Origin of the sequence: Enterobacter cloacae complex sp. SYL003 (assembly GCF_049236925.1) — a bacterium.
GTDB lineage: Bacteria > Pseudomonadota > Gammaproteobacteria > Enterobacterales > Enterobacteriaceae > Enterobacter > Enterobacter intestinihominis.
The window spans coordinates 77,821-93,292 of record NZ_JBMKJK010000013.1 but is presented as its reverse complement, the minus strand read 5'-3'; the positions used below and the strand labels follow the sequence as shown (position 1 = coordinate 93,292).

Annotated in this window: 11 protein-coding genes; 9 read left to right on the top strand and 2 right to left on the bottom strand. The window is 57.6% G+C overall.

The features are described 5' to 3' along the window. Positions 1 to 57: 57 nt before the first annotated feature. Positions 58 to 651 (bottom strand): YhgN family NAAT transporter, encoded by a 594-nt coding sequence (locus ACOT1A_RS16965; protein ID WP_368958420.1) that lies wholly within the window; start codon positions 649 to 651, stop codon positions 58 to 60. A gap of 178 nt (positions 652 to 829) precedes the next feature. On the opposite strand from ACOT1A_RS16965, the gene asd reads away from it, so the two are divergent. The 6 genes from asd to glgP all read left to right on the top strand — a co-directional run bounded on the left by asd (position 830) and on the right by glgP (position 11,541). Beyond that, positions 830 to 1,933, top strand: a complete 1,104-nt coding sequence (asd, locus tag ACOT1A_RS16960; RefSeq protein WP_022649649.1) for an aspartate-semialdehyde dehydrogenase — start codon at positions 830 to 832, stop codon at positions 1,931 to 1,933. Between the two features lie 239 nt (positions 1,934 to 2,172). Then, positions 2,173 to 4,359 (top strand): 1,4-alpha-glucan branching enzyme, encoded by a 2,187-nt coding sequence (gene glgB / locus ACOT1A_RS16955; protein WP_276170011.1) that lies wholly within the window; start codon positions 2,173 to 2,175, stop codon positions 4,357 to 4,359. After that, positions 4,356 to 6,329, top strand: a complete 1,974-nt coding sequence (gene glgX / locus ACOT1A_RS16950; protein ID WP_023307124.1) for a glycogen debranching protein GlgX — start codon at positions 4,356 to 4,358, stop codon at positions 6,327 to 6,329. Before glgB ends, glgX begins: the two co-directional genes overlap by 4 nt. Before the next feature lie 17 nt (positions 6,330 to 6,346). Beyond that, positions 6,347 to 7,642 carry a glucose-1-phosphate adenylyltransferase gene (glgC, locus tag ACOT1A_RS16945; protein WP_003861582.1) on the top strand — a complete coding sequence of 432 codons (1,296 nt, stop codon included), beginning with the start codon at positions 6,347 to 6,349 and terminating at the stop codon, positions 7,640 to 7,642. Beyond that, positions 7,642 to 9,075: a glycogen synthase GlgA gene (gene glgA, locus ACOT1A_RS16940; protein ID WP_022649646.1), complete on the top strand. Its 1,434-nt coding sequence runs from the start codon at positions 7,642 to 7,644 to the stop codon at positions 9,073 to 9,075. Before glgC ends, glgA begins: the two co-directional genes overlap by 1 nt. 18 nt (positions 9,076 to 9,093) lie before the next feature. Beyond that, positions 9,094 to 11,541 (top strand): glycogen phosphorylase, encoded by a 2,448-nt coding sequence (glgP, locus tag ACOT1A_RS16935; protein WP_023307123.1) that lies wholly within the window; start codon positions 9,094 to 9,096, stop codon positions 11,539 to 11,541. A 90-nt stretch (positions 11,542 to 11,631) separates the two neighbouring features. Here the strand turns inward: glgP and glpD are convergent, their stop codons facing one another. Further along, a complete protein-coding gene (glpD, locus tag ACOT1A_RS16930; RefSeq protein ID WP_276170012.1) occupies positions 11,632 to 13,140 on the bottom strand; it encodes a glycerol-3-phosphate dehydrogenase in 1,509 nt (502 codons plus the stop codon). 285 nt (positions 13,141 to 13,425) lie between these two features. Between glpD and glpE the strand changes: the two genes are divergently transcribed. From glpE to ACOT1A_RS16915, 3 genes are read left to right on the top strand one after another with little or no spacing between them, the layout of a single operon-like run. Then, a complete protein-coding gene (gene glpE, locus ACOT1A_RS16925) occupies positions 13,426 to 13,758 on the top strand; it encodes a thiosulfate sulfurtransferase GlpE (protein ID WP_022649643.1) in 333 nt (110 codons plus the stop codon). A 47-nt stretch (positions 13,759 to 13,805) separates the two neighbouring features. Beyond that, positions 13,806 to 14,636, top strand: a complete 831-nt coding sequence (gene glpG, locus ACOT1A_RS16920; RefSeq protein WP_022649642.1) for a rhomboid family intramembrane serine protease GlpG — start codon at positions 13,806 to 13,808, stop codon at positions 14,634 to 14,636. A 16-nt stretch (positions 14,637 to 14,652) separates the two neighbouring features. Next, complete coding sequence (locus ACOT1A_RS16915) at positions 14,653 to 15,411, top strand: DeoR/GlpR family transcriptional regulator (protein ID WP_022649641.1); 759 nt, start codon at positions 14,653 to 14,655, stop codon at positions 15,409 to 15,411. Positions 15,412 to 15,472 lie beyond the last annotated feature (61 nt).

The window sequence follows — 15,472 nt, the reverse complement described above, 5'->3', positions numbered from 1 at the left end:
AAAAATCAGGTCCCGTAGGCCGGGTAAGCGTAAGCGCCACCCGGCTTTTTTACATCTTCACCCTTTCATCCATGCCCGGATCCCATCCAGGAACATCTGCGTCGCCATCATCACCAGAATCAGCCCCATCAGGCGCTCGAGGGCGTTCACCCCTTTCTCGCCCAGCAGGCGCAGGAACAGCGACGACTGCAGCAGAATAATAAATGTCCCGCCCCAGGCGATCAGCAGGGCAATGACCAGGTGGCTCATCTGATTCGGGTACTGATGCGACAGCAGCATCAGCGTTGCCAGAATCGTTGGCCCGGCGACCAGCGGAATCGCCAGCGGCACGATAAACGGTTCTTCACCCGCAGGCAGGCCGCTGCTGCTGCCTTCCGCGCTCGGGAAAATCATCTTTATGGCAATCAGGAACAAAATGATCCCGCCGGAAATGGAGACCGTTTCGGCGCGTAAGTTCAGGAAAGCGAGGATTTTTTCACCGGCGAACAGGAAGATAAACATCACCAGCAGGGTGATGAGCAGCTCGCGGATCATGATCGCCCGACGGCGCTTCGGCTCGGTGTGCTTCAGCACCGACATGAAGATCGGCAGATTACCGAGCGGATCCATAATCAGGATCAATAAAACCGCTGCGGAAATGATTTCACTCATCTTAAATTATCCCTGATACTTATTGTGGTCATTGCGATGATTAGCACTTTTTCTGATTGCCGGGCAATCATCGATTAATTTCGCTTGCGACTTTGGCAGCATTTTGTAATGTGAAGCATATCCCAGTTCAATACTGGCTTGCACAATCAGCACACACCCCTTGCAGGAAAAAAATGCTATGAAAAACGTTGGTTTTATCGGCTGGCGCGGTATGGTCGGCTCTGTACTCATGCAACGCATGGTTGAAGAGCGCGATTTCGACGCCATCCGCCCGGTCTTCTTCTCCACTTCCCAGCTCGGCCAGGCTGCACCGTCCTTTGGGGGTACCACAGGCACGTTGCAGGATGCTTACGATCTGGAAGCGCTGAAGGCACTCGACATTATTGTGACCTGCCAGGGCGGCGATTATACCAACGAAATTTATCCGAAGCTGCGTGAAAGCGGCTGGCAGGGCTACTGGATTGACGCGGCCTCTTCGCTGCGTATGAAAGACGATGCCATCATCATTCTCGACCCGGTTAACCAGGATGTCATTACCGACGGCCTGAACAACGGCGTGAAAACGTTTGTTGGCGGTAACTGCACCGTCAGCCTGATGCTGATGTCCCTCGGCGGCCTGTTCGCACAGGATCTGGTGGAGTGGGTCTCCGTAGCGACCTACCAGGCGGCGTCCGGCGGCGGCGCGCGTCATATGCGCGAGCTGCTGACGCAGATGGGCCAGCTGCACCAGAGCGTCGCGACCGAGCTGGCAAACCCGGCGTCCGCGATCCTCGATATCGAGCGTAAAGTCACTCAGCTCACCCGCAGTGGCGAATTGCCGGTGGATAACTTTGGCGTACCGCTGGCCGGCGGTCTGATCCCGTGGATCGACAAACAGCTGGATAACGGCCAGACCCGCGAAGAGTGGAAGGGCCAGGCTGAGACCAACAAAATCCTCGCCACCGCGAACACCATTCCGGTTGACGGTCTGTGCGTGCGTATCGGCGCGCTGCGCTGCCACAGCCAGGCTTTCACCATTAAACTGAAAAAAGATGTGTCTATTCCGACCGTGGAAGAGCTGCTGGCCGCGCACAACCCGTGGGCGAAAGTGGTGCCAAACGATCGCGATATCACCATGCGCGAACTGACCCCGGCAGCCGTTACCGGCACGCTGACCACTCCGGTTGGCCGCCTGCGCAAGCTGAACATGGGACCGGAGTACCTCTCCGCGTTCACCGTTGGCGACCAGCTTCTTTGGGGTGCCGCCGAGCCGCTGCGCCGCATGCTGCGCCAGCTGGCGTAATAATTTGTTAAACACCGGGGGTGAATGTCACCCCCTTTTTTTGCGTACTACATGGAGTAAAACGCAGATGTCTTATTTTTTATCAGGAGGGCCCACGACGTTGGCTATGCTTTAAGGAAGATTTATTTCTCACCTGAGGGTAGGGCGGAGCAGAGAGGATTAACTGCACCGTTTAGGTCACATTAAAAGTCGTCCCGGAGCGCGTAAAAAGGGCGACATAAAAAAACAGGATGAATACCATGTCCGATCGTATTTCGAGAGACGTGATTAATGCGCTTATTGCGGGTCACTTTGCCGACCCCTTTTCTGTGCTAGGGATGCACCGTACAGAGGCCGGACTGGAAGTTCGGGCGCTGTTACCGGATGCAACAGAAGTGTGGGTTATCGAACCCAAAACCGGCCGCAAGGTGGGTAATCTGGAATGCCTCGACTCGCGTGGCTTCTTCTCGGGCGTCATGCCCCGCCGTAAAAATCCTTTTCGTTTTCAGCTTGCCGTTATCTGGCACGGTCAGCAAAACCTGATTGATGATCCCTATAGCTTCGGCCCGCTCTTAAAAGAGATGGACGCCTGGCTGCTGTCCGAAGGGACCCATTTACGCCCCTACGAAACGCTGGGTGCCCATGCGGATACCATGGACGGTATCACCGGCACGCGCTTTGCCGTATGGGCGCCAAACGCCCAGCGCGTCTCCGTCGTCGGGCAGTTCAACTACTGGGACGGTCGTCGTCACCCCATGCGCCTGCGCCGGGAAACCGGCATCTGGGAGCTGTTTATCCCCGGCGCGCACAACGGTCAGCTCTACAAATTCGAGATGATCGATGCCAACGGCAAGCTGCGTATTAAATCCGACCCGTACGCCTTTGAGGCCGAACTGCGCCCGAATACCGCCTCGCTGATTTGCGGTCTGCCGGAGAAGGTTGTCCAGAGCGAGGAGCGCAAGCAGGCCAACCGCTTTGATGCGCCGATCTCCGTCTATGAAGTGCATCTCGGCTCCTGGCGTCGCCACACCGATAACAACTTCTGGCTGAGCTATCGCGAGCTGGCGGACCAGCTGGTGCCGTACGCCAAATGGATGGGCTTTACCCATCTGGAGCTGCTGCCAATCAACGAACACCCGTTCGACGGTAGCTGGGGCTATCAGCCGACCGGGCTATATGCGCCTACGCGCCGCTTCGGCACGCGCGATGACTTCCGCTATTTCATTGATGCCGCGCACGCCGCCGGACTGAACGTGATCCTCGACTGGGTGCCGGGCCACTTCCCGTCGGATGATTTTGCGCTGGCAGAGTTTGACGGTACGAAGCTGTACGAGCACAGCGATCCGCGCGAAGGCTATCACCAGGACTGGAACACGCTGATCTACAACTACGGTCGCCGTGAAGTGTCAAACTACCTGGTCGGGAACGCGCTGTACTGGATCGAACGTTTCGGCATTGATGCCCTGCGCGTCGATGCGGTGGCGTCGATGATCTACCGCGACTACAGCCGCAAAGAGGGTGAGTGGATCCCAAACGAGTATGGCGGGCGTGAAAACCTCGAAGCGATTGAGTTTCTGCGCAACACCAACCGCATCATCGGCGAGCAGGTGGAAGGCGCCGTGACCATGGCTGAAGAGTCAACCGACTTCCCGGGCGTTTCCCGTCCACCGGCAATGGGCGGCCTGGGCTTCTGGTACAAGTGGAACCTCGGCTGGATGCACGACACGCTCGACTACATGAAGCTTGACCCGGTTTATCGTCAGTATCACCACGATAAGCTCACCTTCGGGCTGCTCTACAACTACACCGAAAACTTCATGCTGCCGCTGTCGCACGATGAAGTGGTACACGGCAAGAAATCCGTTCTCGACCGCATGCCGGGGGACGCGTGGCAGAAGTTTGCCAACCTGCGCGCCTATTACGGCTGGATGTTCGCCTTCCCGGGCAAAAAGCTGCTGTTTATGGGCAACGAATTTGCGCAAGGGCGCGAATGGAACCACGACACCAGCCTTGACTGGCATCTGCTGGAAGGCGCGGACAACTGGCACCACGGCGTGCAGCGTCTGGTTCGCGACCTGAACCTGACCTATCGCCACCACAAAGCGCTGCACGAGCTGGACTTCGATCCGTACGGCTTTGAGTGGCTGGTGGTGGACGACCACGAGCGCTCGGTGTTTGTCTTTGTACGACGTGATAAAGCCGGTAACGAGATCATCGTCGCCAGCAACTTCACGCCGATACCGCGCGAACACTACCGCTTCGGCATTAACCAGCCGGGCAAATGGCGCGAAATCCTTAACACCGACTCCATGCACTACCACGGCAGCAACGCCGGTAACGGCGGGCTGGTACAGAGCGACGCCATCGAAAGCCACGGTCGTCCGAACTCCCTTGGCCTGACGCTGCCGCCGCTGAGCACAATCTGGCTGGTGCGGGAGGGAGAATGACGCAGCTCTCGGCAGGTAAACCCGAACCGCTCGGGGCGAGTTTTGACGGAAAGGGGGTGAACTTCACGCTCTTTTCTGCCCATGCTGAGCGGGTGGAACTCTGTGTGTTTGACGGGGAAGGTAACGAACACCGTTACGATTTACCGGCGCGCACGGGGGATACCTGGCATGGCTACCTGCCCGGAGGACGGCCGGGGATGCACTACGGTTTTCGCGTACACGGCCCCTGGGAGCCCTCTCAGGGGCACTGGTTTAACCCTGCGAAGCTGCTGATTGACCCATGTGCGCACCGCGTGGACGGCGAGTTTAAAGACGACCCGCTGTTCCACGTTGGCTACGGCGAACCAGACCACCGCGACAGCGCACCCGTCGCGCCCAAAAGCGTGGTGGTACACGATCTCTACGACTGGGAAGACGATGCCCCGCCGCGCACGCCGTGGGGCAACACCGTTATTTATGAAGCCCACGTCAAAGGGCTGACGTATCTGCATCCGTCAATCCCCAAAGAGATGCGCGGCACCTACAAAGCGCTTGGGCATCCGACGATGGTCGCGTACCTGAAGCACTTAGGGATCACCGCCCTGGAGCTGTTGCCCGTGGCGCATTTTGCCAGCGAGCCGCGGCTGCAGCGTCTTGGGTTAAGCAACTACTGGGGCTACAACCCGCTGGCGATGTTCGCCCTCGACCCGCGCTACGCGGTGCATCCGGAGAAGGCGCGGGATGAGTTTCGCGATGCGGTGAAGGCGCTTCACGCGGCGGGTATCGAGGTCATTCTGGACGTGGTGTTGAACCACAGTGCAGAAAGCGATCTTGATGGCCCGACGCTCTCACAGCGCGGAATCGATAACCGTAGCTATTATTGGATCAGGGACGACGGCGATTACGAGAACTGGACCGGGTGCGGTAACACCCTCAACCTCAGTCATCCGGCCGTTACGCATTACGCATACGCGTGCCTGAAATACTGGGTTGAGACGTTCCACGTGGACGGTTTTCGTTTCGACCTGGCGCCGGTAATGGGGCGCACCCCGGCGTTCAGCCAGCAGGCGCCGCTGTTTGAGGCCATCAAAAACTGTCCGGTGCTTTCAAAGGTGAAGCTGATTGCGGAGCCCTGGGACATCGGCGAGGGCGGTTATCAGGTGGGGAACTTCCCGCCGCTGTTTGCCGAGTGGAACGACCACTTCCGCGATGCCGTCCGCCGCTTCTGGCTGACGCGCGATCTGTCGCTGGGGGAGTTTGCCGGTCGCTTTGCCGGCTCCAGCGATCTCTTTAAGCGTGACGGCAAACGTCCGTCGGCCACCATTAATCTGGTGACGGCGCACGACGGTTTTACGCTGCGCGACTGCGTTTGTTTCAATCAGAAACACAATGAGGCAAACGGCGAAGAGAATCGCGATGGGACTAACAACAACCATAGCTTTAACCATGGTATAGAAGGGTTAGGCGGAAGTCTGGATGTGATCGAGCGGCGACGCGCCAGCGTTCATGCGCTGCTGACGACGCTTTTGTTGTCGCAGGGCACGCCGATGCTGCTGGCGGGCGATGAGCACGGTCACAGCCAGCACGGCAACAACAACGCCTATTGCCAGGACAACACCCTGACCTGGCTCAACTGGGAAGAAGCGAACAGCGGGTTGACCCATTTCACCGCGGCGCTGATCCATCTTCGCCAGCACATCCCCGCGCTCACCGCCGATTGCTGGTGGGAAGAGGGCGACGGCAACGTTCGCTGGCTGAATAAAGACGCGCAACCGTTAAGCGCGCAAGAGTGGCAACACGGCATACCCTGTCTGCAAATCCTGCTTTCGGATGCGTGGCTGGTGACGCTGAACGCGACGGATGACGTCGCAGAGATTGTTTTACCTGACGGGGAATGGCGAGCCATTCCTCCCTTTGCCGGAGCGGATAATCCGGTTGTTATGGCTGTCTGGCACGGGCCTGCGCACGGAGTGTGCGTATTCCAAAGATGATAAAAAAGGAGTTAGTCATGGTTAGATTAGAGAAGAACGATCCGTTAATGTTGGCGCGCCAGCTACCATTAAAAACAGTTGCCCTGATCCTCGCGGGCGGGCGTGGTACCCGTCTGAAAGATTTGACCATCAAGCGCGCCAAACCGGCCGTTCACTTTGGTGGTAAGTTCCGTATTATCGATTTTGCACTCTCCAACTGCCTGAACTCAGGCATTCGCCGTATTGGCGTCATTACCCAGTATCAGTCGCACACTCTGGTGCAGCACATTCAGCGCGGCTGGTCATTCTTCAGCGAAGAGATGAACGAGTTTGTCGATCTGCTCCCGGCGCAGCAGCGCGTTCACGGGGAGAACTGGTACCGCGGCACGGCGGATGCCGTGACCCAGAACCTCGACATCATTCGCCGCTACAACGCGGAATACATCGTTATCCTCGCCGGGGACCACATCTACAAGCAAGATTACTCCCACATGCTGATCGACCACGTCGAAAAAGGTGCGCGCTGCACCGTGGCGTGTCTGCCGGTGCCTGTTGCAGAAGCAACTGCGTTTGGCGTGATGCATGTAGATGGCGACGACAAGATTATCGACTTTGTCGAAAAACCGGCGAATCCGCCAACCATGCCGGGAGACGACACCAAATCGCTCGCCAGCATGGGGATCTATGTCTTTGATGCCGATTATCTTTATGAGCTGCTGGAAGAAGACGACAAAGACGAAAACTCCAGCCACGACTTCGGTAAAGACATCATCCCGAAAATTACCAAAGCTGGCATGGCGTATGCACATCCTTTCCCATTGTCCTGCGTGCAGTCCGATCCAAATGCGGAACCTTACTGGCGCGACGTCGGCACGCTGGAAGCCTACTGGAAAGCCAACCTCGATCTGGCGTCCGTGACGCCTGAACTGGATATGTACGACCAGAACTGGCCGATTCGCACCCATATGGAATCGCTGCCGCCGGCGAAGTTCGTCCAGGATCGCTCCGGCAGCCACGGTATGACGCTGAACTCGCTGGTCTCTGGCGGGTGCATTATCTCCGGTTCGGTGGTGGTGCAGTCCGTGCTGTTCCCGCGCGTGCGTATAAACTCATTCTGTAATATCGATTCGGCAGTCCTGCTGCCGGATGTCTGGGTAGGGCGCTCATGTCGTCTGCGTCGCTGCGTTATCGACCGTGCCTGCGTCATTCCCGAAGGGATGGTGATTGGGGAAAACGCGGAAGAAGATGCACGTCGTTTCTACCGATCGGAAGAGGGGATCGTGTTAGTAACACGGGAAATGTTGCGGAAGCTGCAAATCAAACAGGAGCGATGATGCAGGTTTTACACGTATGTTCTGAGATGTTCCCGTTGTTAAAAACGGGCGGACTGGCGGATGTTCTTGGTGCATTACCGGCGGCGCAAATTGCCGGAGGGGTGGATACCCGCGTGTTGTTACCCGCTTTTCCGGATATCCGGCGTGGTATTCCCGATGCGAAGGTTGTTACCCGCCGCGAGACCTTCGCGGGACGTATCACCCTGCTGTTTGGACATTACAATGGCGTAGGGATTTACCTGATTGATGCGCCGCATTTATACGACCGACCCGGCAGCCCGTATCACGATACCAACCTGTACGCCTATACCGATAACGTGCTGCGCTTTGCCCTGCTCGGCTGGGTGGGGGCGGAGATGGCCGTCGGGCTGGATCCGTTCTGGCGTCCGAACGTGGTGCACGCGCACGACTGGCATGCGGGGCTGGCTCCTGCGTATCTGGCGGCGAAAGGACACCCGGCGAAATCGGTGTTTACGGTGCACAACCTGGCGTATCAGGGCATGTATTACGCGCATCATATGAATGACATCGATCTGCCATGGTCGTTCTTTAACATGCACGGACTGGAGTTTAACGGACAGATTTCGTTCCTGAAGGCCGGTCTGTACTACGCCGACCACATCACGGCGGTCAGCCCAACCTACGCGCGGGAAATTACCCAGCCGGAGTTCGGTTACGGTATGGAAGGGCTACTGCAACAGCGCCACCGTGAAGGTCGTCTGTCGGGCATTCTGAACGGCGTGGATGAACAGATCTGGAATCCGGAAACGGACCTCCTGCTGGCAGCGCGCTATGGTCGCGACTCCGTGGAGGACAAAGCGGAGAACAAGCGTCAGCTACAGATTGCGATGGGGCTGAAGGTCAACGACAAGGTACCGCTGTTTGCGGTGGTCAGCCGCCTGACCAGCCAGAAAGGGCTGGATCTGGTGCTGGAAGCGCTGCCGGGATTACTGGAGCAGGGTGGGCAGCTGGCGCTGCTCGGCGCGGGCGACCCGGTATTGCAGGAAGGTTTCCTCGCGGCCGCGGCGGAACATCCGGGGCAGGTGGGCGTGCAGATTGGCTATCACGAAGCGTTCTCGCACCGCATCATGGGCGGCGCAGACGTGATTCTGGTGCCGAGCCGTTTCGAGCCCTGCGGCCTGACGCAGCTCTATGGTCTGAAATACGGCACGCTGCCGCTGGTACGCCGCACGGGCGGGCTGGCGGATACGGTGTCTGACAGCTCCCTGGAAAACCTGGCGGATGGTATCGCCAGCGGGTTTGTTTTCGAGGACAGTAATGCCTGGTCGCTACTTCGGGCGATCCGGCGTGCTTTCGTCTTGTGGTCCCGTCCATCCCTGTGGCGTTACGTACAACGTCAGGCGATGTCCATGGACTTTGGCTGGCACGTTGCGGCGCAGTCCTACCGCGACCTTTATCAACGCTTGATGTAACGAGGCGAAGTTACTGATATGAATGCTCCATTTAGCTACTCTTCCCCCACGCTCAGCGTTGAGGCGTTGAAACACTCCATCGCCTATAAGCTGATGTTTACCATTGGGAAAGATCCCGTTATTGCCAACAAACATGAGTGGCTGAACGCCACGCTGTTTGCGGTGCGTGACCGTATGGTCGAACGCTGGCTGCGCTCCAACCGCGCCCAGCTCTCGCAGGAGACGCGACAGGTGTATTACCTGTCGATGGAGTTTTTGATTGGTCGCACCCTCTCCAATGCGCTGTTATCGCTCGGGATTTATGACGACGTCAAAAACGCACTGGAAGAGATGGGGCTGGACTTAGAAGAGCTGATTGACGAAGAGAACGACCCGGGGCTGGGTAACGGTGGTCTCGGGCGTCTTGCCGCCTGCTTCCTCGATTCACTGGCGACGCTGGCGCTGCCGGGACGCGGGTACGGTATTCGCTACGACTACGGCATGTTCAAGCAGAACATCGTTGATGGGCGTCAGAAAGAGTCGCCGGACTACTGGCTGGAGTACGGTAACCCGTGGGAGTTCAAGCGCCACAACACGCGCTACAAGGTGCGTTTTGGCGGGCGTATTCAGCAGGAAGGGAAAAAATCCCGCTGGGTGGAAACCGAAGAGATCCTCGCCGTGGCCTATGACCAGATTATCCCCGGCTACGACACCGATGCGACCAACACGCTGCGCCTGTGGAACGCGCAGGCCAGTAGCGAGATCAACCTCGGTAAATTCAATCAGGGTGACTACTTCGCGGCGGTGGAAGATAAAAACCACTCTGAGAACGTGTCCCGCGTCCTGTATCCGGATGACTCGACCTACTCGGGCCGCGAGCTGCGTCTGCGTCAGGAGTATTTCCTCGTCTCGGCAACGATTCAGGATATCCTTAGCCGTCACTATCAGCTGCACAAAACCTATGCGAATCTGGCGGAAAAAACCGCGATTCACCTCAACGATACCCATCCGGTGCTGTCGATCCCTGAGCTGATGCGCCTGCTGATTGACGAGCATAAGTTCAGCTGGGATGACGCGTTTGAAGTGACCTGCCAGGTGTTCTCGTACACCAACCATACGCTGATGAGTGAAGCGCTGGAGACGTGGCCTGTGGATATGCTCGGCAAAATTCTGCCGCGCCACCTGCAAATCATCTTCGAGATCAACGATTACTTCCTCAAGACCTTGCAGGAGCAGTACCCGAACGATACCGGCCTGCTGAGCCGCGCCTCGATCATTGATGAATCCAATGGTCGCCGCGTACGCATGGCCTGGCTGGCGGTGGTGATCAGCCATAAGGTTAACGGGGTTTCAGAGCTGCATTCGAACCTGATGGTGCAGTCGCTGTTTGCAGACTTTGCGAAGATCTTCCCGACGCGTTTCTGCAACGTGACCAACGGCGTCACCCCGCGCCGCTGGCTGGCGCTGGCGAACCAGCCGCTGTCTGACGTGCTGGACGAAAATATCGGCCGCACCTGGCGCACCGATTTGAGCCAGCTGAGCGAGCTTGAGCAGCACATTGATTTTCCGACGGTGAACAAAGCCGTACGGGAAGCCAAGCTGCTGAACAAGAAACGGCTGTCAGTCTGGCTGGCGATGCATCTCAACGTGGTGGCGAACCCGAAAGCGCTGTTCGACGTGCAGATCAAACGTATCCACGAGTACAAGCGTCAGCTGATGAACGTCCTGCACGTCATCACTCACTACAACCGCATTAAGGCTGACCCGACGGCGGAGTGGGTGCCGCGCGTGAAAATTTTTGCCGGTAAGGCGGCCTCCGCGTACTACATGGCGAAGCACATCATTCATCTTATCAACGATGTGGCGAAGGTAGTGAACCAGGATCCGGACATTGGTGACAAGCTGAAAGTGGTGTTTATCCCGAACTACAGCGTAAGCCTGGCGCAGCTGATTATTCCGGCGGCGGATCTCTCAGAGCAGATTTCCACGGCGGGGACGGAAGCATCCGGCACCAGCAACATGAAGTTTGCCCTGAACGGCGCGCTGACCATCGGCACGCTGGACGGCGCAAATGTCGAAATGCTGGAGCATGTGGGCGCGGAGAATATCTTTATCTTCGGGAATACGGCGGAAGAGGTAGAGGCGCTTCGCAAGCAGGGCTACTCGCCGCGTGAGTATTATGAAGAGGATGAAGAGTTACGCCAGGTGCTGACGCAAATCGCCACCGGGGTGTTTAACCCTGAGGAGCCTGGGCGCTATCGTGACCTGGTGGACTCGCTGATTAACTTTGGCGATCACTATCAGGTGCTGGCGGATTACCGCAGCTACGTGGATTGTCAGGATAAGGTGGACGAACTGTACCGTCAGCAGGAGAAGTGGACCAGCGCCGCGATGCATAACATCGCCAACATGGGATACTTCTCGTCAGACAGGACCATCAAAGAGTATGCCGAGAATATCTGGCATATTGATCCGGTGCGGTTGTAAAACAAAGCCGGGTGGCGGCTCCGCCTTACCCGGCCTACTCGATCCTGTAGGCCCGGTAAGCGCAGCGCCACCGGGCATTTTTTGTCACCCTCAGGACGCCAGTGACAATTCACGCTTTCCCGCATGTTGTTGCAACCACTGCGCCACGCGAGACTGCTGCTCGGCATTCAGCCACATCCCTTCTTTAGTACGACGCCAGATGGCATCGTCCAGACGGCGCACCCATTCGTGTTCCACCAGGTAGCGCAGTTCCGCTTCGTACAGCTCATGGCCAAAATGCTCGCCCAGATCGGCAATCTCTTTTGCGTCGCCGAGGAACAGTTCGGTATTGCTGCCGTAGGTGCGGGCGTAGTGGCGCGCCATTCCTTCGGTAATGAACGGGAAGCGGCGACGCAGCTTCGCGGCGTAATCGTCGCGGTTATTGCCGATATCGCCGCCAGGCAGCACGGCGCCTTTCGTCCACGCCGGGCCGATGCCTTTGTAATACGGCGCCAGTTTCTCCAGCGCGTGCTCCGCCAGTTTACGGTAGGTGGTGAGCTTACCGCCAAACACCGACAGCAGCGGCGCCTGACCGTCTACGTCATGAATATCAAGCGTATAGTCACGGGTGATGGCCTGCGGTGAGTCAGACTCGTCATCACACAGCGGACGCACGCCGGAGTAGGTCCAGACCACGTCATCGCGCGCCAGCTGTTTCTTAAAGTGCGCGTTGTACACTTTCAGCAGGTAGCTGACTTCACTCTCGTCGATCTCTACGTTTTTCGGATCACCTTTGTACTCTACGTCGGTGGTGCCGATGATGGAGAACTCGTCCATCCACGGGATCACAAACACGATGCGCTTGTCTTCGTTTTGCAGGATATAAGCCTGTTTCTGGGTATGCACACGCGGCACCACAATGTGGCTGCCCTTGATCAGGCGGATGCCGTACGGTGAAGGCAGGTGCATGCCGTCGTCGAAGAACTGTTTCACCCACGGGCCGGTGGCGTTCACCAGGCCGCGCGCTTTCCAGCTAAACTTCTCGCCGGTATCCACGTCTTCCGCTTCCACGATCCACAGGCCGTTTTCGCGGCGCGCGGCGATCGCGCGGGTACGGGTTTTCACCTTGCCGCCTTTCTTCTCGACCATCTGCGCGTTAGCCAGCACCAGACGCGCATCGTCCACCCAGCAGTCGGAATATTCGAAACCGCGCACGATTTCAGGCTTAAGGACCGATTCTGAGCCAAAACGCAAACCGGTCGAACCCGGCAGGCTGGTGCGTTTACCCAGATGATCGTACATGAACAGGCCGATGCGGATCATCCACGCCGGACGCAGGTGCGGGCGGTGGGGCAGGCGGAAGCGCATCGGGATCGCCAGATGCGGAGCCATTTTCAGCAGCACTTCGCGTTCGGCCAGCGCTTCGCTGACCAGGCGGAATTCGTAGTGTTCCAGGTAGCGCAGGCCTCCGTGGATCAGCTTGGAGCTGGCGGACGACGTCGCGCAGGCGAGATCGTTAGCTTCCAGCATCAGCACGGATAAACCGCGTCCTGCGGCATCAACCGCAATACCGGCACCGTTGATGCCCCCGCCTATCACAATCAGATCTTTGGTTTCCATAACACCCTCATGCACTTTCGTTAAAGCTCAAAAATGTTCGATATCGCTCATAATAGCAAAGGAACGCGCTTTTGGTAACATCAAAAAAACAATTTAGAGTGATATGGATAACATAATGGCGTTTACCCGCCGCCAGGACGTACACTACGGGGTAAAATGGTGCGGTCTGATGCCCTCACCCCAGCCCTCTCCCACGGGGAGAGGGTGATCCGTTTCCCTCTCCCTCCGGGAGAGGGTAGGGTGAGGGGAAAACCGCACCACACCTGAATATAAGATGAGAACACCATGGATCAGTTTGAATGTATTAACGTAGAAGAAGCCCATCAGAAGATGCACCAGAAAACCGCGGTGCTGGTGGATATCCGCGATCCGCAGAGCTTTGCGATGGGCCACACGCCGGGCGCGTTCCATCTCACCAACGACACGCTGGGCGCGTTTATGCGCGATAACGACTTCGACACGCCGGTGATGGTGATGTGCTATCACGGCAACAGCAGTAAAGGCGCGGCGCAGTATCTGCTCCAGCAGGGTTACGACGCGGTATACAGCGTCGATGGCGGCTTCGATGCATGGCATCGTCATTTCCCGGCAGAAGTTGAATACGCGTTTGAGCGCTGATCCCGCTATACTGTCCCCTTTTGTGTGGAAATAAGCGACCGCTGCCCATGTTGATGATCACCTCTTTTAGCAACCCGCGCGTCGCCCAGGCGTTTGTCGACTATATGGCGACGCAGGGCATTATCCTGACTATTCAGCAGCATACACAGACGGATGTCTGGCTGGCAGACGAAAGCCAGGCTGGGCGCGTGAACGCCGAGCTGGCGCGTTTCCTGGAAAACCCGGGCGACCCGCGTTATCTGGCAGCAAGCTGGCAATCCGGCCAGACCGACAGTGGCCTGCACTATCAACGTTTTCCGTTTCTCGCCACCCTCCGCGAGCGCGCAGGACCGTTTACGCTGCTTTTGATGGCAGCCTGCATCATCGTCTTCATTATTATGAGCGTGGTGGGCGACCAGAGCGTGATGATTGCCCTCGCATGGCCGTACGATCCCTCCCTGCAATTTGACGTCTGGCGCTACTTCACGCATGCGCTGATGCACTTCTCGGTGATGCATATCCTCTTTAACCTGCTGTGGTGGTGGTATCTCGGCGGAGCAGTGGAGAAGCGGCTCGGCAGCGGCAAGTTGATTGTGATCACCCTTATCAGCGCCCTGTTAAGCGGCTATGTGCAGCATAAATTCAGCGGTCCGTGGTTTGGCGGCTTATCCGGCGTAGTGTACGCCCTGATGGGTTACGCCTGGCTCAGAGGCGAGCGCGACCCGGAAAGCGGCATCTATTTACAACGTGGATTAATAACCTTTGCGTTAATATGGCTTATTGCCGGATGGTTTGATCTGTTTGGTATGTCTATCGCCAATGGTGCGCACGTTACCGGCCTGGCGGTCGGGCTGGCGATGGCGCTGGCCGATACGCTCCATGCGCGAAAACGAACATAATTCCCAGGGATATTTCATGAAACAAACACAACGTCATGACGCCATTATCGAACTGGTAAAAAAACAGGGATACGTCAGTACTGAAGAGCTGGTGGAGCAGTTTGCCGTCAGCCCGCAAACCATCCGTCGTGACCTCAACGACCTGGCCGATCAGAACCGTATTCTGCGCCATCACGGCGGCGCGGCGCTGCCGTCCAGCTCGGTGAACACCTCATGGCATGATCGTAAGGCGACGCAAACGGCAGAGAAAGAGCGTATCGCCCGTAAAGTGGCGAGCCAGATCCCGAACGGCGCGACGCTGTTTATTGATATCGGCACCACGCCGGAAGCGGTCGCCCATGCGCTGCTGAATCACGAGAACCTCCGCGTGGTGACCAACAACCTGAACGTGGCCAACACGTTGATGCAGAAAGACGATTTCCGCATCATCCTCGCGGGCGGCGAACTGCGCAGCCGCGACGGGGGCATTATCGGCGAAGCGACGCTCGATTTTATCTCTCAGTTTCGCCTCGATTTCGGCATTCTGGGGATCAGCGGCATCGACACCGACGGCTCGCTGCTGGAGTTTGATTACCACGAGGTGCGCACCAAGCGCGCGATTATTGAGAACTCGCGCCACGTGATGCTGGTGGTGGATCACTCGAAATTTGGCCGCAATGCGATGGTCAACATGGGCAGCATTAGCATGGTGAATGCGGTCTACACCGACGAGATGCCGCCGGCGGGCGTGTTGCAGGTGATTAAGGATAACAATTTGCAGCTGGAGTTGTGCTAGCGGTTGTGTCGGGTGGCGCTGCGCTTACCCGACCTACAAATTGTTCTCCCTCTCCCTGTGG